Raw genomic sequence first — 21,175 nt, forward strand, 5'->3', positions numbered from 1 at the left:
CCGACGATCTCGGTGAGAGCCGACAGGAGCCGTACGGGCGATCCCAGCGGAGTCGGATCGTCGGCTCCGTGGACGGTCACGTTGTGCGCTTCGACTCCCGCCAGCCGGGCGCGAGTGCCGATGTCGACGATTCCTTCGAGGGTCGTGTCCTCAAGGGTGACGTAGCTGCCGACCCGCGTCGCCCGACCCAGATGCACGCAGCCCGACAGGTAGCACCCGACGCCGATCCGACCTTCGGCGAGGTACTCGGCAGCGCTGCCGTCAAACGTCACCCAGGCGTTCGGAGCCAGTCGCACGCCAGCGCGCAGCAGGTCCTGCCGGTCTCTGTCGAGGAGATACGACTGTCCTACGACGACGTTCTCCCAGCGGTTCACGCCGGAACGTATGTCTCCCTCGTACACGTGGACGTGTGTCCTCAGTCCGTCGTCGTAGAACACGCGGAAGAGGTCCACATGGTGCAGCTCGGTTCCATCTTTGTGGGGTCGCAGCCGGTCCAACCTCGACAGCGATTCGCGGCGTGACAGAATCGAGATCCCCGTGTTGGTGACAGCCCTTCCCTCTGCGAGGCGCTGGCGCATCCATGCCTGCTCGTCGGGGGACATGTCGTACCATTCCTTGGTGCCGGCAAAGCGACCCTCCGCGTCGAAGAACAGTCCGCCCTTGTCGACAACCGCATCAGGCTTCTTGCCGCACAGCGTCGCGTCGGCTCCCGCGATCATATGGGCAGCCAACGTTTGGGCGTAGAGCCCCGGTTCGAGGAAAGGCTCATCGCCGAAGGCGACGCCGATCCAGTCGCAGTCGAGAGTCTCGAGGAGGGCGGCTGCGGCGCGCAGAGCGCCTCCCGTGCCGTTAGGGACAGGCTGGACAGCGATCTGAGCGCCCTCGACGAGATAGTGACGGCGCGCGTCATCGTCGATCCAGTCGTCCGGGATGGCGCCCGTCAGCGGCTGATCGGTCGAGACATCGGGACGCAAGAAACGCCTTGCCATGTCCGGGCTGATGACCAGGATGGGTGGATAGGCACCGGGCAAACGCCCGCAGGCGAGCTGGAGTGTGTTCGCCCCACCGAACCAGATGTCCAGGTTCTTGTTGAGGCGACCTGTCGGGTCGATCCTCTTGCCCATGCCGGCTGCGAGCACGACCCATTGCGGCGACAACCGGCGTCGCAGCATCTCCGAGTCGGGAGCGTGCCCAGCTAGTTGGCGTGTGGCGTCGTGGAAGGCGGATGCGAGCTCAGGAGCGGCGACGCGCACGTCGAGCCCGAGGACGGACGTGACCCGGTCCTCAAGAGCCGACGGCGCGTCCGTTGGGGTGGCAGATGCCGTCAATGGGGGTGATGCTCCCCGTTGTAGTGGCGCTTGAGCAGGCGAACGATGGCTCCCGCCAGCTTCGGAGGGTCGTGGCGAATCACGCGCAGTGTCGTGTTGCGCTCGCGGATCTCCTGCTCGCAGATGAGGTCTTCTTCGTAGAGTTCTGCCGGGGAGACGTCGTCGAATCCCGGGCGGAACAGCACTTGCACGCGAGCTCGATCAACCGTGTCGGACAACGTGTCGACGACCTGGTGCATATTGTCGACCAGGTCCGAAAACGATCGGTTGAACTCATCGTCCTTGTCGAGCTGTCGCCACACGCCCAACGCCTGAGACTCCAGCCGGCGGTAGGTCTCGAGGAGCTCCGCCCGCAGGTACCTCTTGACCACATCGTCGGACGCGAGCCTCGAGTTTGCGAGCACGTAGTCCAGGTCGAAGTCTGCGTGCCGTCGGATCGCCTGGACATGGTCTGCGACCGAGTACCCGTCCGTCTCGCCCGGCTCTGCCATCACGTTGCAGACGAAGATCTTGACGGCTTGCGTTCGCTTCAGGGCGTCGGCGATTTCCGGCACAGCCACGTTCGGGAGAATACTGGTAAACAAGCTGCCGGGACCGATGACGACCGCCTCGGCTCCCAGAATCGCCTCGGCTGCCTCGGGGAGCGCTCGGATCGCCATCGGAGCCGACGCCTCGTGTTCGGGCGTGCCGTCTCGGTGTCCGTTCTCAGTCCTGCGGGCAAGGAACACACGTCGGATGGGCGAGCGATTGGACCGGCGCGGGATCGACGATTCGCCTCGGACGATGGTACCGTCAACCAGCTCAGCGCAGAGCATCGTCGGGTCCAGTGACACGGGTAGGATTCTCCCACGTACGGCGAGAACCCGCGATGCCGCTTGGATCGCGTGAGGAAATGTGCCGAAGATGTGCGTCAGAGCGATGAGAAGGAGGTTGCCGACGCTGTGCCCTCGAAGCGCGCCGTTGCTCTCGAAGCGGTGCTCGAAGAGCCGGCTCATGATCTCGTCTTCGGCGGCGAGAGCGGCGAGGCAGTTGCGAATGTCTCCGGGCGGCAGAACGCCGAACTCGTCGATGAGTTTGCCCGAACTGCCTCCGTCGTCGGACACGGAGACGATGGCGGTCAAGCCATCCATATCGAACGCCTGACAATCCATCGAGCCGCTCGCGACGAACTGCTTGATCCCGCGTAAGAGCGTCGACAGCCCTGTGCCGCCGCCGATGCACACGATGCGCAGCGGCTTCATTCCGTATCACCTTTCGTCGGCTCCAGCGAACCCACCGCCGACTCAACGCGCTCGATAGCCTGTCTCACCAGCGACTCAGCCCGGGCTTCGTCCGGCGACTCCGCGAACACGCGCAGAACCGGCTCGGTGCCGGACGGACGTACAGACACCCATTCCTCGCCCAGTAGGAATCTCACCCCGTCTATACGCTCTATCGTCGCATCGGGATACATGCTTGACAGGCGATCCAGAACCAGCGGCGACAGGCTCCGATCCGCAAGCTCGATCTTCGATCGCCTCATGTAGTGACGTCTCCAGCGCCGAGACCATTCGGATACGGTCGCCCCGTTCCGCGCGAGCCCGCTCAGAATCACGGCAATCGCCGCGATGCCATCGGTCGTGAGGTGCGTTCCCGGCAGTACGACTCCCCCAGTGCTCTCTCCCCCGATGGAAGCATCGTGCCGGCGCATGGCATCGACGACATTGCCGACGCCTACCGCCGTTCTAACGACCGATACGCCGTGATCCTTGGCGACGTCGTCGAGCAACCCGCCAGTGACGACCGTCGTCACCAATGGACGTCGCGTACGACCGAGAACGACGTCCGCGGCGAAGGCAAAGGTGTATTCCTCTGGGAGCGGCTTGCCGGTCTCATCGACGACCACGAGGCGGTCGGCATCCACGTCGTGGGCGAATCCGACATCCGCGCCGGACTCGCGGACGGCAGCGCAAAGATCGCTGAGGTTCTCGGCACTGGGTTCCGGGCTCCTTGGGAACCGTCCAGTGGGTTCGCAATGAATACGAACCACATCGCATCCGAGCGTTTGCAGCAGTCTTGGGCTGATCAGGGATCCAGCGCCATTGCACGCATCGATGGAGACCACGGGGCGTCGCCCACGGATGGCTGCCACCTCGACTTCCCCCATCGCCAGGATCCGGTCGATGTGAAGGGAAACGGCATCGTCGCGAGCGTAGACATGTCCGACCGCGTCCCACGGCGCCAGCGACGGCTGCGGATCGGCGAACAGCGCGCCCAATCGGTCGCGGTCTTCGGCAGAGAGAAGTCTTCCGCGCCGCAGCGCCAGCTCGATGCCGTTCCATTCAGCGGGGTTGTGGCTCGCGGTGATGGTCAGGCATCCATCCGCGTCGTACGTCGCGCAAGCGTGGAGAACGGTCGGGGTCGGCGCCACGCCGACGTCGATCACCTCCAGTCCGCATGCTGTGAGGGCTGAGCTCGCCGCGAGCCGCGCCATCTCACCAGACGGTCGTGTGTCGCGGCCCAAGACGACGCGAGAGCCGCCTTGGTACTGCACGACCTGGGCGAACGCCAGCGCCAGTCGCGTGATGGTCCATGGCTCGAATGAGCGACCCACGATTGCCCGGAACCCGGACACACCGAACACGAGATCGTCGAACGCTGTCTTGGCTTGCACGGTGCGTCTCTGCGGTTGGCGAGCGCCTACGATAGGAGCATTCCCTTGGGAATGACGACGATGCCCTCATCGGTCACGCGGAACCGAGCGCGATCGCGTTCGCGATCGACGCCGATCACGTCGCCTGGGGGAACCTGGACATCCTTGTCGATGATGGCGCGTTCGACGCGAGCGCCGCTACCGATGCGGACGTTCTCGAGCAGCAGCGAGTCGCGGACTTCCGCTCCAGGTTCCACTACCACATGATCGGACACGATGGACCGTTCGATGTGGGCGCCGTTGACGATGCTGCCTGGCGAGAAGAGGCAGTTGCGGACCGACACAGGGGAGCCGGGCGCATCGCAGAGCCTGGCGGGCGGGAGCGGCGGCTGAAAGAACCGGACGGGCCATCGCTCGTCGTAGAGATCGAATCGCGGTTCTGGACGAACCAGGTCCATGTTGGCGTCGTAGTAGCTGTCCAGTGTCCCGATGTCCTTCCAGTAGCCTCCGCTGTCGCTGCCCGGTTCCACGAACGGATGCGCCAAGACGATCTGCTCAGACTCGACCAGCGCCGGGATGACGTTCTTTCCGAAGTCGTGAGCCGAGCTGGTCCGCGCATCGGCGATCAACGTTCGGACCAGTTCGCGAGTGCTGAAGACGTAGATGCCCATCGATGCGAGCGCCATGTCGGGCTTGCCTGGCATGGGGCTGGGGTCCGGCGGCTTTTCCTCGAAGCTCAGGATCCGGTGGTTCGCATCGATCTGCATGACACCGAATCGAGATGCCTCGGCTCGAGGGACTTCGATGCACCCAACCGTCAGTGACGCCCCTGCTTCCACATGGGCGCGCAGCATCGCCGCGTAGTCCATCTTGTAGATGTGATCGCCCGATAGGACGACGACATACTCAGGCCGCTCCTGCTCCAGCAGGTAGATGTTCTGGTAGATGGCGTCTGCGGTGCCTCGGTACCACGCTGCGGTCGGCCTCTGCTGCGGCGGGACTAAGTTGATGAACTGCCCCAATGCGGGATTGAAGTAGGAGCTCCAGGCGACCAGGACATGGCGGTGCAGTGACACCGACCGGTATTGAGTCAGCAGGTAGATTTGGGTCAGGCTGGAGTTGAGGCAGTTCGACAACGTGAAGTCGATGATGCGGTAAGAACCGCCGAACGGAACCGCCGGTTTGGCGCGGTCCTTCGTCAAAGGATGGAGGCGCTCGCCTTGACCGCCGGCGAGCACCATCGCGATCGTCTTGCCGAGAAGGTCATCTGGCATGTTGGTTCGCTCGCCCCTTCTCAGAACTTCCCGGCGACGGCTGAGGCGACAGCCTGTTTCAGGGCGGACAGGTCGCTGGACTTGACGACGTAGTCGATCGCGGACCACGTCATGAAGTTCTCTCGGTATGCCGAATAGGCTGTATGGAGGATCACGGGCAGGGCCCGATCCAGCGCAGCGATCTGGTTCAGTGTCTCGATGCCGTCCTTGCCAGGCATGTTGATGTCCAGCACGACCACATCGGGACGCGCCGACTGGATCTGACGTAGCGCATCATCCCCGCCGTAGGCTACGCGAACCGTGTATCCCTCGTCTTGGAACTCCTCGAACAAGAGCCGTGCCATCGAGCGATCGTCTTCGACGATGAGAAGTTGGAGAGTCGAGGCGCCCATAGGGAGGTTCCCCTCTCCGTTACTCGTTGGGTTCCAGTACGACGTCGAAGCGTGGCAGTCGTACGGTGAAGGTGGTTCCCTGTCCAGACTCGCTCTCTGCCTCGAGCTGTCCGCCGTGGTGCTCGATGATGCGCCGCGTGATCATCAGTCCGAGTCCGGTCCCATGGCGTTTCGTGGTGAAGAAGGGCTCGAAGAGCTTTTCCAGCGCCTCCGGCGCAATGCCGCTACCAGTATCCGATACGGCGAGCGACACGTAGGCGTCATCGGCGCTGACGCCGAAGACGAGTTTGCCACTGCCGCCCATGGCTTCCATGGCGTTCTTCGCAAGGTTGATCAGCACCTGCTCGATCCGGCGCGGGTCGCAACGAACCGCCGGAACGCCGTCCGCTGCCTCGACGCTCATTCGTATGGCAGCCGTGCCCTCGTGATCATCGGCGTTCTCAAGGAGCGACACGACTCGACGGACGAGCGGCTCCAGGTGCACGGTCTGGAACGAAAACGAGAAGGGCGCGGCGAAGTCCATGACTTCGGTGAGGATGGCTTCCAGTCGCGCCACCTCATGGACGATGATGCCGATCCGCTCCCGAGTCGCATCTTCGGCAGTCGTCTTGGCGATGCGGCGAGCCCAGCCGCCGATGCTGACCAACGGATTGCGGATCTCGTGGGCGACGTTGGCTCCCATCTGACCGATGATAGCCAGCTTCTCGGATTGCGACAACTTGTCTCGAGCGATGGACAAGTCCGTAAACGCCTGCTCCAACTGACGATAGGCACGAGCGTTCGAGATCGCCAGCGCTGCTTGGACAGCGAACGTACCCAGTGTGTCCAGTGTTCGATCGCTGATGGCCTCACGCGTGATGAGGTTGTCCGCGAGGATGATGCCGAGAACGGCGTTGCGTGAACAAAGGGGAATGATGAGCGCCTCGTCAGCGTCAGACAGGTTGCGCAGGTAGCGAACGAGTTCCATCGGGTGCTCTTCGCCGCGAATCAGGACGAACGGGCGCGATTCCCTCAGCAGTTGGTCGAGCTCCTCCTTCGACACCGGGATACGCAGGTTCCTACCGGTGAACCTCACGGCGTCCTGAGAGACCGTGCCATCCTCTTGGGCATGGCGCAGATAGTCCTCCAGCGGTCTTTCTGCCAGTGAGCCCCAGATGCGATGCGCTTCCTCGGGGTCCGATGTGCCGATGTCCAGGCGCTCCTCCAGGACCATGTCCTTTTCGTCCCGAAGGAAGATCCGAGCTCGGTTGAGTGCGAAGCCCGGTCCTGCCGTCACGCACGTGAGGATCGCTCTCAGCAGCGACTGTAAGTCGAGCGTTCGTTGCAGCTCCTGTCCGAGGGACTGGAGCATTTTCAGTTGCTTGACCTGGTTCGCGCGCGCGGTCACGTTGTCCAGTATTAAGACATAGCGCGGCGGATCGTCCCACGTCATGCACACGCGGATGTCCACGATGCGGCTCACGACGTGCTCGTGGAGCTTGACCTCTGAGAGGAACCCGCACCCCTGCACGCCGACGAGGCTTTCGAGCAGTTCGCGTAGTCCGCCGGCTTCCATGACATGGGCAGGGAACACGGCATCTGCCGGCTGGAACAGGATCGAGATGAGATCGGTTTCCCGGAGGGCGCAGAACTGCGCGTTCGCGTAGACGACATGGAACGTCTCGTCGAGGACGACGACCGAGGACGGTACCGCGTCGAGGATCTGCGAGTTGAAGTTCTTGACGCGGTTCATCTCGGCGTAGTCCTCGGCTGCCTCGCGGATGCGCGAAAGCAACTGGCAGAGGACCTCCAGCGACTCCACATCGTAACGATCGAACGCCCCGGGCTCTTGGCTCTGCACCTCCAAGACCGCCAGAACGAGGTCATTCTGCTTGATGGGGATTGCGAGTTCGCTGCGGATCGCGTTGGCGGACGGGAAGGCGTTGTAGTAATGCGGATCGATCAGCACATCCGAAGCGAGGTACGGCCTGCCAGACCGGCAGGCATACCCAAGGATGCCGACGTGAACGCTCTGGTGGTAGTCGAGGTCGAGATAGGGTCTGTAGTCGCCTCGATGGGCTGCCAGGATCAACTCCTGCGTACCCCACTCGACCTCGAAGATGGCGACGTCGTAGTAGGCGAAGGCAGAATGGATCAAGCCAGCGACCCGATGGTAGAGCGAACCGGCGTCGGGCACGTCGCGTATCGCTTCCGCCGTGACCTGGCTGATGATCCGCGTGTGGAACTCCCTCTGGGCGTGTTCGATCCCGAGGGCAACCATGCGAATCGCGAGCGTGAGCGATGGGACAAGATGCTGTGCTGCGCTGCGATCCGCATCCGTGAAGGTCCCGGGATCGGAGCTGAACATCACGATCACAGCAACAGATCGCTCGGAATCTGAGGATTCGTAGACGATGGGAATTGCCATCATTGAGCAGGCATCGCGCGCCAATAGGAGTTCTTCGACGGGTCTTGCGTCCGCGCCCTCGACGGCCGCACGCAAGTCCATGACCAGGACCGGTTCACCCCTGGCGATGGTCTCGTCGAGCATCGAGCACCGGACTATCGCAGACTCCACGGGATGCGCCGTGTCGGACCTCGGGCCCGCCGACGTGTCGAAGACCCGATACAGGGCGGGCCCGTGACCTTCATCAGACCGGTGCGCGGCGATGGCAGCAAGTACCTCGACTTCTGGAAAGGAGAGCCGCAATCCATCTCGGATGGCGATGAACGCTCGATGCCAGTCGAGACCGCCGTCGCCGGAGCTCTGCGACTCCGCCAGCAGGTTGGTGAGGATAGAACGGGACGCGCGGTCCACCACGAAATCCGCTAGCTCCGTGTCGGTTCCCGGCGTTCCATCGGATCTCGTCATCAGCCTGCCCTGCCTGTGACCCGGGTCTGCGCGCCTGTTGGCAGGCTACCATGCGCTTCGCAACAGTGCCAGCCCGAACGGCATGGAGCCCATTTGTGATCGCGCCTGAAACGGGTGGGTTCTAGAGTTCCTCTGGAGTGGACCTGGAGAAGCCGCCCGGATTCGGGATCGCCCGTCTCAGGAGGGACAACTCCGTCTCCAGCGCCGTCAGCTCTTGGGGCATGTGCGTAAGCTCGGCAAGCCGCGCACGGTAAGGGATGTCCAGCGGATTGATGCGGATCAGATGTCTTAGCAGATCGCCTTCGACAACCGAGTCGCCCGCTTCTTGGGCAATCGCGATCGCTTTTCGCAGCGCTTCGGTGGCGATGTGCGGGCATGCGTCCGACGCAGCCGTGTAGTGACGAGCCGCCTGCTGCTGGTTGCCATTTCTGCGCGCGAGGTCGCCAAGAAGCTCTTCCACGCGCCATCGAAGCAATCCCGCGCGCTGCTCCAGTCGCGCATCTTCGTCTCGCGTGAACGGCGTCTCATTGTCGTAGAACGTCAACGTTCGGTCGAGACAGGTCACCCGAGCGGTCCATACGGGGTAGTACGGACTGGAGTACCTGACGGCGTCCTTCCCGTATCGTGACAGCCGATCCGCCGCCTGCGACAGGCAGTCATCGGCGCGCGCGAGCTGCCCTGACTTCGCGTAGAAGCGAGATAGGTTGTACGCAGGCACTGCGTATGTCGGGTCCAGGCGCAAGGCCTGCCGCCAGATGAGCTCCGGCGACAGCTTCGTGTGCCGGCGAAGCGCCTCCGCCTGGTCCGCGTTCCCGAAGCGCCGAAGCTCGTCCATCGTCTCAGCCGTCCCGACGGCAATGGCGTTCAGCAAGCTGACGTCTGACGGACGCTCGGCGAGCACGCGGTTGGCGATCTCGAGGAACGTCTGCAGGGCATGCGGATGCCTACGGGCGCTTTCACCCCAGTTGCCGAAGCCGCAGACCAGACCGACGACGATGTCCTGAACCGACCGGCTCGACCGTCGACGCTCTGAGGTCTCGACGATCCGCGCCAACTGCTCGAGAAGACGTGGCATGACGGGCGCGGTCGTCTTCGCGTGCAGGCGGTCCGCCATCGCCTGAGCCTCGTCCGGATTCGCAATCACCCACTCGATGCGAGTCTCCAGCGTCTCCTCGTCGTAGAAGAGCACCTCATTGTCGGAAAAGAACTCGCGGGCTCCCGCGTTGTAGTTCTCTCCCAGCACCAGCGAGGCGCACGCTCCGGCTTCGAAATAGCGCGCGTTCACTGCCTCTTGCACGAGCCAGGATGCGTGGTTGAATACGATCTTCGAGTCGCAGAGCGCTCGTACATAGTCCTCGCGGGACAGCTTCGTCAGAATCCGGACGTCGAAACGCTCGCTCAGCCGATACAGCCAAGACAGCCCGGTGTTCCGACCCCTGAACTGCTCGGACGGAACCGTGTTGCCGATGAACACGACATCGTGGGGTCGGTCGGCGATTAGCGCGACCGGTTCGGGCGGGGCGACCTGGGAGAAGTTCCACAGCGCGCAGAACGGACGCGCCTTGCCTGGATGGATCGCCTCGATGGCGTTGACGGCGGTTTGGTCGAGCAGGCAGACATCGAACGTCGGCGCGTGTGCAAGCAGCACATCCGCCCACTGCTGCCAGTCGACACAGATCGCCACGGTTGGGCAGGGACAGCTCTCGAGATCGACTGGGACGGGAGCCGTCTCCGGCAGCACGGCGACGAAGACATCAGCCCAGTCAGGGGTCTTGCCCGCTGCTGCGAACATGGCGCTGACGGTCGGGGCGAACGGCAGCCAGATGGCTTCATGGGGCGGCGGCACGGGGAAGTACTGGCCGCAGTAGTTGGCTCCTGTGAAAGCGATGCGCATGGTCACCTCGCGTTTCCACGGGACCTGAGCTGATCCAGCGCGGACTCGAAGACGCGCTGGAGCCGCTGCACGTGCTCCGCTGAGATTGCCGCATCCGGTCGGGGAATGCGGATGACTCCCGTGTCGACGGTCCGAGACCTGAGCTCTTCGAGCCCGCGAGCGAATGCCCGACGGGCGGCAACACGGTCGGCACTCAGCACGTGCGCCTGTCCCAGGAGGATGTGCAACTGGGCCCGGAAGGCGTCGGGCTCCAGATGGCTCAGCAAGACGTCATCGATGAAGGAGACCGCCTCTTCGCCCCGCTTGTCGTCGACGAGCAGACGAGCCAGCTCGAGCTGCGCCTCTGTGAAGAACGGCTCCAACGCGACCGCGCGCTGGTAGTGGCGGATCGCGTCGGCGACGCGAGCGGACTTGGCATATGCCCGCCCCAGGTAGAGCATCGAATATCCGTCGTCCGGGACGACCGCGAGCGCCTTCGACAGCGCCGTGATGGCGTCGCGTCGATTGCCGAGCTCGTAGTGTACGATGCCGAGGCACTTATACAACTGGTACAGGTAGAGCGCGAACACACGTCGAGCCCTGGCTTCGCCGACGGGGTAGTCGAGGTACGCCTGGGCGATCTCCAGCCGGAGCCGCCGTATCTCCAACGGCATGTAGATGCCGTCCGTGAGAGCGCCATCGGCGATCTTCGGTTCCACAGATCGCGCCAGGTCGATCGTACGCTGGAGCACGGAAGTCGCCTGTTCCGCGCCCAGCGCCGACCGCTGTTGGAAGACAAACACCGCGTAGTTGTATGCAGTCCGCACGTTGTCGGGGTCTTGCGACAGCACCGCCGCGATATCGACCGCGAACTGCTGGGCATCGCCAGCGAAGAGCGATGCCACCGCGTGGTCACCACGCGCCTCGGCGTCCTGCTCCCAAGATGGAATCTCCTCGATGGTGCGGCGCGCCACTGCCCCTGCGCCTGCGCCCATCAGGTAGTACCGCGCATAATCGAGTCGCTCGCGCCGCGCGTCGATCCCCAGGCGATCAGCGCGCTCTCGGCGTCGTTCGAGGTAATTGGGCGGGATCGTATGGACGTGATCGCGGACGAACTGCGCGATCCGGTCCACCCACGGGTATTCCTCGGTCACGTACCGCCTGCCGTTGTTGGCGATACGCTCGCGTTCGTTGTCATGTGCCACGTAGTACCGGATGAGCTCCTCGGCGTCGGAGAAGTCGTCGTAGTAGACGATGTGCTCTCGGTCGACGAGGGGTCTCTCGAGTCCGCCGACGCGGACGGGCCTCCGGCATAGGACGAGCGCCCCGGCAGACATTGCCTCTCCGACGCGGTACGTGAGATTGGGCTCCCCTTGCCCGGAGTGCTGGAAGACGATCTTGGACTGCGCGTAGGTACGCGCCATGTGCTGCAGGAACAGGCCAGTGTGGACGAACACGCGGACGCCATGTCGCGCAAGCCGCCTCAGTTTCTCCAGTTCCAGGCTCCTGGCGCGCGATACGTGCGGGTCCAGATGGCCTATGAACGCGACGTCGATGTGTCGGTCGTCGAAAGTCTGATCCGGCGAGAGCCAGCTCGCGGTGAAATAGTTGAAGCACACGCGGTTGTCGATGCCGTGCTCGGCGAAGGCGCGCTCGATCTCCCAGTAGGCGGTCGGCGCGAGGTCGAAGTAGCGAGCCATGGAGTGGTCGAGGTCTGCGAACTTGAAGTCGTCCTCGAGCCATCCAACGGTCGGAACCGGGCAGTCGAGTAGCCCTCGTGGCAGGAATGCGGCTGCGGGACGCAGGTAGAACACCCAGTCGGGAGCCCCGCCGATGTCGTCGAAGATGTCGTCCAGCCGCGCATCGGGTTCCGCCGGACGGTAGACGCACCCGGGCTCCAGCAACCCGAACTGGGGCGGATCGCCGTACGGTCCTTCGGGCCCGACGGAGACCACGTCGTGCCCGAGCTCGCGCAAGCCCTTCTCGAACGTGTACAGGCACGGTACCGGCGGGTACGAGTGCAAGACGAGGACTCGATCGCGTCGATCCGCGCTGTTCATGCGATTCCCTTGCGCGACGAACGTCTCACGCCCGGATCGCGACCACGGGCTCTGGTGGAAGCTGCCACCCGATCCGCCCGAAGATGTCCGAGTACCGGCGGAACCACGTATGCTCGCGCATTGTCCGCTCGTAGCAGCGGCGCGAGATCGCCTGCCGCTCGACATCGTGATGAAGGTAGTACTTGGCTCGCCCTGCGAGCTCCGAGTCGTCCATGACAGCGACCTCAGCCAGTCGCCGCTTCCCAGGACCGTCGATATGGAAGCATTCCTGCAATCCCTCGCAGGGCACCGTGTAGACGAATCCGCCAACAGCCGCTATCTCCAGGACGTCTCGAATCCCGCCCATCGCGAGGTTCACTCGCGTCGTGCCCAGCACGCGCAATCGCTCTCCGAATGGGGTGTCTTCGCTGCCCTCCCATCCGGGACCGAAAGTCGTCACTTCGATGCCTTGTTCGCGCAAGTACGCGACGATCCGCTCGCGCGGATGGGTGTGCGGCGCGACCAGACTGCAGTCGATAGAGAGGTCGGACGACGCTGGCGCATACGAGGGCGGATGGCACGCCCACTGGCTCAACACCACGTTGGCGTCGAGCCCGAGCTCTCGGTAGCGCTCCAATCCCGCTGCCGACGTCGTCACCAGGCAATCGACACACCGAGCCCACTTCGCGGAGTAGTCGTTGACGGCATATGGGTCATCGGACATCCACGCGAGAGTCCGAGTGTTCGTGTGTCGAGTGATGTCGCCGACCACGTCGTGCAGCGCATCCAGCGGTGCTGCGACCGGCACGACGAAGAGCACGTCGGGTTCGAAGTCTTCGACGGCTCGGCGCAGTTCGGCAGACATGCCTCCTACGCCCAGCACCCGGGCGGTCTCCGGCGCGTCGAAGTGAAGGACTTCAATGCCCTCGTAGGATCGCCAGGCGCTGAATTGGTTGGCGTAGGCGTAGTCGAGCCCGCGCTGCGGGTCGCCGGCAACGAACCGCGGACCTGCAAAGAGCAGACGGGACACGCGAACGTCGGGCAGACGCGCTCGCGATGGTGTCGTCGTCTCCGGCTGCCAAGACGTCCCGACAACCGAGGGACGCCGCTCAAGTTCCGCCAGGGCGGCTTCTGCCTCCTCGACCGGGCGATCCCGTAAGTAGACCCACGACCAGTGGACGACAGGATTGACAATCGTTGAGACCGTCGGGACGCCCTCGGGCAGCACTGCCGGCTCCCACGACGAATCGGCACGCACGAGCTCGTCGAACGATTTGCCGACTAGCTCGCCGTACAGCCGTAGGATCGCGTCGTAAAGCTGAAGGCACGAGTACGTGTGCAGACCCCCGCCGCGAAGCCATGTATCGATCGCCGATACGTAGCTGTCGTATTCGTCGTCCGTCATCGCTTCCAGGAAACCGCTGAGCTCCCCGAACCCCGAGAACTTGCCGAAGTCGATGAAGCATTCCGGTGGGATGTAGTCCGCCACGTTGGGGCAACCGTGGTAGATGGGTACTGTGCGCGATTCGAAGCTGTGCGCGATGCGGTCGGAGACGTAACCGCGCGCCCAGACCGGATGGTAGATGTTCTCGAAGCAGATGTTGAACCGGTACTGCGCGATCGTGCTCAGCTTCTCGTCTTGTCCCAACATGCCGTGGTAGTTGGGCAGGTCGTGTGGCGGCGTGCCGTAGGCGTCGAACGGAACCTTCGAGTTCTCGTGGAACCATCGCGCGATCTCGCCGCGCATCGAGTAGAGCTCGTAGGGCACCCTCGACTTCTTATTGCCCAGCACCATGCACACGGCGTGGCGGCGCGATCCGTGCGGGTATCGTTCGACTAGCTCGTCCGCCGTCGGGATGGACTCTGGCGGGCTCCCCCACTGGTACGTGTGGTGGTGGAACTTCCTGAACCTCGGGCTTCGCTCGATCAGGAAATCCATCGTCGTGAGGAAGCCGTCGAAGTGACGCCACACCTCGTGGGAGTACTGTCCCGGCAATACGGAGACGGGCTCGTGCACCATCAGGACTTGGGGCGCGGGTCGGGGCCCCATGTAGTTGAACGCGTCTTGATAGACGTACATGTCGCAGCCGTCCATCGGTACGGCAGACCAGATCAGTCGGACGCCATCCCTTTGAAGGGCGAGCCCGGACGGGGGCGAGACGTGCATGTAGACGTAGTTGATCGTGACGGACGGGTTCGCGGTCGGATGGGTCATCGGCTGTGGTATCGAGAGCTGTATTTCTTGCGCAGCAACGTCAGACCGTTGTTCCACGGCAGCGTTGCCCACTCCCAGAAGTTCGGGTCCAGCTCGGCAACGGCTCGGTAGGGCCCTCCCTCTGCCCACTGACCGGTTCTCAATGTTAGGTCACAGTGATAGAAGGGCTCGGTTCCGCCATACATCAGGTCGTGAACCAGGATGACGCTCGAAGGACCCACATGCGGGTCGAGCAACTCGAGCTCCTTCTTCACGTGGCGGTACGCGTGCCAGTCGTCCAGATAGACGAAGTCCATCTTCCCGCGGTCCCAGCCTTCGAGGAACTCGACCGCATCGCTCTGCACGAACTCCCAATGTCCCGCCAACTCTGGCGGCGCGACAAACGACGTCGGCTGAATATCGACGGAGACGAGGCGACCGCCGTTCAGAGCCGCAGCCGCTAGGATGGGCGTCGTTGTCGTTCCTCGTCGGACGCCGAGCTCGACGTACGTCTTGGCGCGCGACGCAAGCGCCAGCGTGAAGAGCGACAGCAGATGTCGATCCGAATCGCCCGGTGGCGCGAACACGGACGCGATGTTGTGTTCCACCACTCGGTCGACGAGGGCGCGGAGCTGTGCGTTGGCGGCATACGGATAGTCTCTGTCGTTCATCCCATGTATGATACGCTGGATCGTTGCCGGTGAGAAGCCAGGCGCAGGACCTGACATTGGGAGCCGGCATTCGCTCGTGACGCAACCTGAGGCAGACCGATGGTCAACGGCGCGATACGTCTTGGGGTCGTCGGTTGCGGGCACCTTCTCCAGAAGGCGGTGCTGGCGCACCTGCTTTGTGACGACTTCCGACAGCTCGCGGACACAGTCGCTCTGTGCGATGCCGCGTCGGGCAGGGCAGCGTCTCTTGCTGCGCAGCACGGTATCCCGCGGTCCTACGAACGGCTGGACGACATGCTTCGGGCGGAGCGACTCGATGTCGTTCTGGTTCTGACACCCGTGCAGCTCCATGCGGAGCACGCGGCGGCGGCGTTGCGCGCCGGGGCGCATGTCTACGTGCAGAAGGCGATGGCTCTCACGCATGCCGACGCGATGCGCCTGATCGAGGAGGCGGAGAGTCGTCGGCAAGTCCTCGCCGCCGCGCCAGGGCAGATGCTGTCGCCCGCCTACCGTCGGATGGCGGACATCGTGCGGACAGGAGGCATTGGGCCCGTTCGGTGGGCGTACGCCGGGACCACGACCTCGAATGCCATGGAAACCGTCGGTCCCGATGGCATCGATACCTCGTGGCAGTACCGCTACGGCGGCGGCGCTTTGTGGAACACATCGGTCTACTCGTTCCACGCGCTTACCGGCATACTCGGACCCGTGTCGCGCGTGTCGGCGATGATGAAGACGCCGGTCGCCACTCGGTTCCGCCACGGCACGTCGTTCGACGTCAGCGAGGTGGACGATGCGCTGCTGACCGTCGAATTCCGGTCGGGAGCCCTTGGCATGCTATGGGGTTGTCGCAGCGCAGGCGGCGCGGTGCTGGACTGGGGAGCCATCGGCGTCTACGGCATATCGGGGAGCCTCGAAGCGACGGCGATCCACATGGAATCCGGGTGGCCCTCCGAAGTGCGTTGGCAGGGCTCTCAGGTTCGGACGCTGTCATACTCTAAGGGCGGCTTCGAACCTGGCTCCGAGTCGCCTCAGCTGCTGGCAGCTCCGCCGCACGGCGAGCTGATCGAGCAGCATGTCTACATGGACATCCTCGATTTCGTCGAGTCGATACGCGACGGCCGGGAACCGATCGCTTCGGCGCGCCACGCCGCTCACGTCGTCGATGTGATCGAGCAGGCATACGCGTCGTCCCGGCAATCGCGCCATATGGACGTCACGTCGGACTTCTAGGAGGGTGAAAGTGCTTGAGCTCGCGATGGACAGGGTCAATCGGTTCGGTCCTTCGCGTTCGCCGATTCTCGCGCGGCGAGGGATGGTCGCGACGAGTCAGCCCGTTGCCGCGCTTGCGGGCGTCGATATCCTCCGACGCGGAGGGAACGCGGTCGATGCGGCGGTCGCGACGGCCGCCATGCTGAACGTCGTGGAACCGATGTCCACGGGTATCGGGGGCGACGCGTTCGCCATCATTCATATGGCGAAGGACTCTCGAACGTACGGGCTCAATGCGAGCGGCAGGGCTCCCTACGCCGCGACGCTCGAAGAGATGCAGCGACGCGTGCGAACCGCCGGTCAGTCTGCGATACCGGGCAACAGCCTGCTCGCGGCGACCGTGCCTGGCACGGTCAGCGGATGGGTCGAGAGCGTAAGCCGCTACGGGCGTCTCCCGCTATCGGAAGTTCTCCAACCCGCCATCGAGGCGGCGGAGAACGGGTTCGCGGTAACCCAGCAGATCGGGCAGTCGTGGATCGGGAGCGAACGGCTTTTGGCGTCGCGACCTGACAGCGCGCGGACATGGCTCTTGCCAGACGGTCGAGCTCCCCGACCGGGACAGGTGTTCAAGAACCCCAGACTGGCGGCGACGCTTCGTCTCATCGCCGAGGGAGGCGGGGAAGCGTTCTACCGGGGACCGATTGCCGAGAAGATCGTGGCTTACAGCGAGGAAAACGGAGGGCTCTTCTCAGCAGACGACTTCCGCGACCACACGGCGACGTGGGTCGATCCCATCCGCGTCACGTACCGTGGATACGACGTCCTCGAGATCCCGCCGAACGGTCAGGGCATCGCGGCGCTGGAGGCGCTCAACATCCTCGCGCAGGACGATCTGCCCAGGATGGGCAGCGGCAGCGCGGACACGACGCACCTCCAGATAGAGGCGATGAAGCTGGCGTTCCAAGACCGAAACCGATACGTGACCGACCCGGAGTTCGTCGACGTGCCGGTGCAGGGCTTGCTGTCCGCCGACTACGCGAAGCACCAGCGCTCCCGCATCGCGATGGACCGGGCGCTGGCGAACCCGTCCGCCGGCGTGCCGACGGGCGGCGACACCGTGTACCTGTGCGCCGTCGATGGCGAGGGCAACTTCGTCTCGTTCATCAACAGCCTCTACGCCGGATGGGGCTGCGGGCACACGGTCAGCGTTACGGGCATCATGTTGCAGAACCGGGGCTCCAGCTTCTCGCTCGACCCGTCTCACGCGAACGCCATCGCGCCGCACAAGCGCACACGGCACACGATCATTCCCGGTATGCTGGTACTCGACGGCGAACCGCTGATCGCCTTCGGCGTCATGGGCGGCGACATGCAGGCGCAGGGGCATGTGCAGTTCGTGTGCAACGTGGTCGACTTCGGGATGAACCTGCAAGATGCGCTCGATGCGCCTCGTTGGCGATACAATGGGGTCGGCGCAAGTGTCTCGCTCGAGCAAGGGACGGACCCGGATGTGGTCGCTGAGATGGCTCGCCGGCTCCACCATGTCGCGAGCTCTGACGGGTTCTATGGAGGCGGTCAGGCGATCCTGCGCCATCTGGAGTACGGGACGCTGCACGGGGGGTCCGACCCGCGTCGCGACGGATGCGCCATCGGGTACTGACGCCCCACTTGCCCGGATCGATGTTGCGGGCGGCACGGTGGAGGGATCGCATTGAGTCGAACGGACGCGCGTGTTCACGTCTATCCCAACGGATTGCGGCTGGTCGTCGAGGAACGCCCCGACGTCCGTGCCGCCGCCTTCCAGATCGTCGTTCCCGCCGGATCCACGACGGAACCCGAGGAGCTCGCCGGAATCTCGCGCGTGCTGTCGGAGATGTGTTACCGAGGGGCAGGAAGCCGCGACTCGCGAGAGCTCTCCGAGTCGCTTGACGGCTTGGGGCTCCAGCGGTCGTTCGGTTCGAGCATCGACACGTGCGTCTTCGGCGGGGCGCTGCTGGCAGACGATCTACCAGCAGCCTTGGAGCTGCATTCGGACATCGTTCGGCGGCCTCGACTGCCCGATGACGAACTGGAGGCGGTGGTCGCGGTGGCGCTTCAGGAGCTCGCCGCCATCGAAGACAGCCCAGCGCGGAAGATGTCCGTGCACCTGCGCCGCACCTACTTCCTGAACGAGTACGGCCGCAACCCGAGCGGGACCGAAAGCGGGCTCACGGCGCTCCACATCGAGCATGTCGGCAAGGATCACGCGCGACGGTTCCAGCCAGACGGGGCGATCATCGGCGCAGCGGGACGGCTCGAATGGAATGCCGTCCGCGAATCCGTGGGCGAGTTGTTCGGCGACTGGTCGGGACCCTCGGTTGCCCAGCCGGAGCCCGAGTCGCGCGAGGGAGCCCACTACGTCCACGTTGAGCAGGACTCGGCTCAGGAGCACATCGGGGTCGTCTACCGGTCTGTGGCGATGTCGCATCCATCTGCCTACCACGCCGCGATGGCGACGGCGGTGCTTTCGGGCGGGATGGGCGCTCGATTGTTCACGGAGGTGCGCGAGAAACGCGGCCTCGCCTACGCCGTCAGCGCATCGGGCAGCGCCGTTCGCGGAGCCGGCTATGTCGTCGGCTACGCCGGCACGACTCCGGAGCGGTCGCAGGAGACGCTCGACGTGCTGATCGATCAGTTGCGCCGAATCAAGGACGGCGTGACCGACGAAGAGCTGGAACGGGCGAGGACCGGCTTGCTCTCGGACCTCATCATGCACGGCGAATCGACGACGGCACGAGCGCGAGCTATCGCCGGCGACATGCACCTGCTGGGCAGGCCTCGGTCCCTTGGCGAGATCCGCGCCGGCGTCGAAGCTGTGAGCCGTGAATCCATTCGGGACTTTCTTGCGGACCACGCGCCGTCGGACTTCACCATCGTGACCCTCGGACCCCGGCAGCTCGAACCGCCTCAGTAGAATCGGAGCGCTCTTGGCGATGGAGTTCCTTCACACCGAGCTCGCGAACGGATTGACAATCGTCGGCGAACGCAACCCGCAGGCGCAGTCCATGGCGGTGGGCTATTTCGTGAGGACCGGCGCGCGCGACGAGAACCCCCGCATCATGGGCGTCAGCCACTTCCTCGAGCACATGATGTTCAAGGGAACCGACCGAAGAAGCGCCGAGGACGTCAATCGCGAATTCGACGAGATGGGCGCGGAATACAACGCGTTCACCACACCGGAGAACACGGTCTACTACGGACGAGTGCTCCCCGAGCATCAGTACCGGCTCCTCGACTTGCTCACCGACATGATGCGCCCGAGTCTCCGCGTCGACGATTTCGACGTAGAGAAGAATGTGATCCTGGAAGAGATCGCGATGTACCAGGATCGACCGACATGGGTCGCCTTCGACGCTGCCCGCGAGCAATACTTCGGGAACCATCCGCTGGGACATCTCGTGCTGGGAACCAGAGGCACGATCACGAGCCTCGAACGCGACGAGATGCTCCGCTACTTCGCGGAGCGGTACTCCCCCGGCAACATGGTGCTGGCGTTCGTCGGGAACTTCGACTGGGCCGGTTTATGTCGGTACACCGAGGACGCAACCTCGATATGGAAGCCCTTCGACGCGGCACGCGATGCGCCACGATGGGAACCGAATGAGTCGACCCGCACCGTCCGCGACGCGAAGCTGAAGAAGGCTCATCTGGTCTGGATGATGCCCGGCGTGTCCGCGCAAGACCCGCTGCGATACGCGGCAAACGTCCTGGCAACTGCCATTGGCGACGATGTGGGCTCGCGGCTCTACTGGGAGCTCGTCGATACGGGATTGGCGGACACGGCGAGCCTGTCCCACGACGAGGAGGACGGCATCGGCGAGTTCGTCGGCTATGTCTCGTGTGCGCCAGAGAACGCCGGGAAAGCCGTTGCCACGGTGTCGAGAGTGCTCGACGAAGCGACTGCTCGCGGGCTCGATCCCGACGAGATCGAACGCGCGAAGCGCAAGATGGCTGCCTCGATGGTGATTCGGTCCGAAGCGCCGGATGGCAGACTGGCTCCCGTGGGTCTGGCGTGGCAGTACCGGCGCGAGTATGTTGGCGTCGACGCGACCGTGGATCGCGTGCTGTCCGTCAACCGTGACGAGATATCTGCGTTCCTCGATGAGCACCCTCTGACGACTCGCACGCTGCTGGCGCTCGGGCCGTTCGAGGACGTCACGCAGGTTCGTTGATCGCTGCGGACCGCTGGCGGCTCAGGTTCCACCCATCAGCGATCATGAGGAGGAACGCTGTGGCGAAGGTCGTGGTGACTCAGGCGTTCAAGGCGACTGCCGACGAAGTTTGGGCTGAGATCGGCGGTTTCGGCACGATCGACCGGTGGCATCCTGCGATCCAGAAGCTCGACTTCTACCAGGAGAACAACGGCGCGATGCGTCGGCTGCACCTGCCGGACGGTGGCGTCGTGATCGAACGCCTCGTCGCGCTGGATGAAGCTGCGCGGTGCTACGCGTACAGCATCACCGGCGGCGTGATGCCCGTCGAAAACTACGTCGCCGTGCTGCGGGTCCTCGAAGACGACATGGGCAAGGGAGCCATCGCCCATTGGACCGCACAGTTTGACGCGACAATCGACGCTGCGACCGTCGAGACGCAGGTTCAGGGCATCTTCGCGTCGGGTCTCGCCGCTGCCAAGGAGAGGCTCGGAGCGTAGCCTCTCGGCGCGAGTAACG

At 64.1% G+C, this 21,175-nt stretch carries 15 protein-coding genes; 5 read left to right on the plus strand and 10 right to left on the minus strand.

Translation table 11 applies throughout. From position 1 onward, the window contains the following. The 10 genes from FJZ36_08825 to FJZ36_08870 all read right to left on the minus strand — a co-directional run. A partial coding sequence (locus tag FJZ36_08825) for a hypothetical protein (GenBank protein ID MBM3215001.1) occupies positions 1–1,328 on the minus strand: 1,328 nt, incomplete at its 3' end. Further along, entirely contained in the window at positions 1,325–2,569 is a 1,245-nt protein-coding gene (locus FJZ36_08830; protein ID MBM3215002.1) for a YvcK family protein, read from the minus strand. The genes FJZ36_08825 and FJZ36_08830, both read right to left, overlap by 4 nt. After that, positions 2,566–4,014 (minus strand): phosphoglucosamine mutase, encoded by a 1,449-nt coding sequence (gene glmM / locus FJZ36_08835; GenBank protein MBM3215003.1) that lies wholly within the window; start codon positions 4,012–4,014, stop codon positions 2,566–2,568. Before glmM ends, FJZ36_08830 begins: the two co-directional genes overlap by 4 nt. Continuing rightward, on the minus strand, positions 4,008–5,234 hold the full coding sequence (glgC, locus tag FJZ36_08840) for a glucose-1-phosphate adenylyltransferase (GenBank protein ID MBM3215004.1): 1,227 nt from the start codon (positions 5,232–5,234) through the stop codon (positions 4,008–4,010). The genes glmM and glgC overlap by 7 nt, the downstream gene beginning before the upstream one ends. Before the next feature lie 20 nt (positions 5,235–5,254). Continuing rightward, positions 5,255–5,626 carry a response regulator gene (locus tag FJZ36_08845; GenBank protein ID MBM3215005.1) on the minus strand — a complete coding sequence of 124 codons (372 nt, stop codon included), beginning with the start codon at positions 5,624–5,626 and terminating at the stop codon, positions 5,255–5,257. Positions 5,627–5,645: 19 nt separating this feature from the next. Next, a complete protein-coding gene (locus FJZ36_08850) occupies positions 5,646–8,477 on the minus strand; it encodes a GAF domain-containing protein (protein ID MBM3215006.1) in 2,832 nt (943 codons plus the stop codon). Between the two features lie 121 nt (positions 8,478–8,598). Further along, a complete protein-coding gene (locus FJZ36_08855) occupies positions 8,599–10,377 on the minus strand; it encodes a glycosyltransferase family 1 protein (protein MBM3215007.1) in 1,779 nt (592 codons plus the stop codon). Further along, positions 10,374–12,575: a glycosyltransferase gene (locus tag FJZ36_08860; protein ID MBM3215008.1), complete on the minus strand. Its 2,202-nt coding sequence runs from the start codon at positions 12,573–12,575 to the stop codon at positions 10,374–10,376. The genes FJZ36_08855 and FJZ36_08860 overlap by 4 nt, the downstream gene beginning before the upstream one ends. After that, the gene (locus FJZ36_08865; protein MBM3215009.1) at positions 12,436–14,661 is read right to left on the minus strand and encodes a glycosyltransferase; all 2,226 of its coding nucleotides are present in this window, start codon (positions 14,659–14,661) and stop codon (positions 12,436–12,438) included. The genes FJZ36_08860 and FJZ36_08865 overlap by 140 nt, the downstream gene beginning before the upstream one ends. Next, positions 14,601–15,311 (minus strand): class I SAM-dependent methyltransferase, encoded by a 711-nt coding sequence (locus FJZ36_08870; protein ID MBM3215010.1) that lies wholly within the window; start codon positions 15,309–15,311, stop codon positions 14,601–14,603. The genes FJZ36_08865 and FJZ36_08870 overlap by 61 nt, the downstream gene beginning before the upstream one ends. Before the next feature lie 42 nt (positions 15,312–15,353). Between FJZ36_08870 and FJZ36_08875 the strand changes: the two genes are divergently transcribed. Genes FJZ36_08875 through FJZ36_08895 form a run of 5 tightly spaced genes read left to right on the plus strand, consistent with a single transcriptional unit; the run spans position 15,354 to position 21,156 of the window. Next, the gene (locus FJZ36_08875; protein ID MBM3215011.1) at positions 15,354–16,487 is read left to right on the plus strand and encodes a Gfo/Idh/MocA family oxidoreductase; all 1,134 of its coding nucleotides are present in this window, start codon (positions 15,354–15,356) and stop codon (positions 16,485–16,487) included. Positions 16,488–16,512: 25 nt separating this feature from the next. Then, complete coding sequence (ggt, locus tag FJZ36_08880) at positions 16,513–18,126, plus strand: gamma-glutamyltransferase (protein ID MBM3215012.1); 1,614 nt, start codon at positions 16,513–16,515, stop codon at positions 18,124–18,126. A 51-nt stretch (positions 18,127–18,177) separates the two neighbouring features. Beyond that, positions 18,178–19,419 carry an insulinase family protein gene (locus tag FJZ36_08885; GenBank protein ID MBM3215013.1) on the plus strand — a complete coding sequence of 414 codons (1,242 nt, stop codon included), beginning with the start codon at positions 18,178–18,180 and terminating at the stop codon, positions 19,417–19,419. A gap of 19 nt (positions 19,420–19,438) precedes the next feature. Further along, on the plus strand, positions 19,439–20,677 hold the full coding sequence (locus tag FJZ36_08890; protein MBM3215014.1) for an insulinase family protein: 1,239 nt from the start codon (positions 19,439–19,441) through the stop codon (positions 20,675–20,677). A 44-nt stretch (positions 20,678–20,721) separates the two neighbouring features. Continuing rightward, on the plus strand, positions 20,722–21,156 hold the full coding sequence (locus FJZ36_08895; protein MBM3215015.1) for an SRPBCC family protein: 435 nt from the start codon (positions 20,722–20,724) through the stop codon (positions 21,154–21,156). Positions 21,157–21,175 lie beyond the last annotated feature (19 nt).

It is taken from the genome of Candidatus Poribacteria bacterium (genome assembly GCA_016866785.1).
Taxonomy (GTDB): Bacteria; Poribacteria; WGA-4E.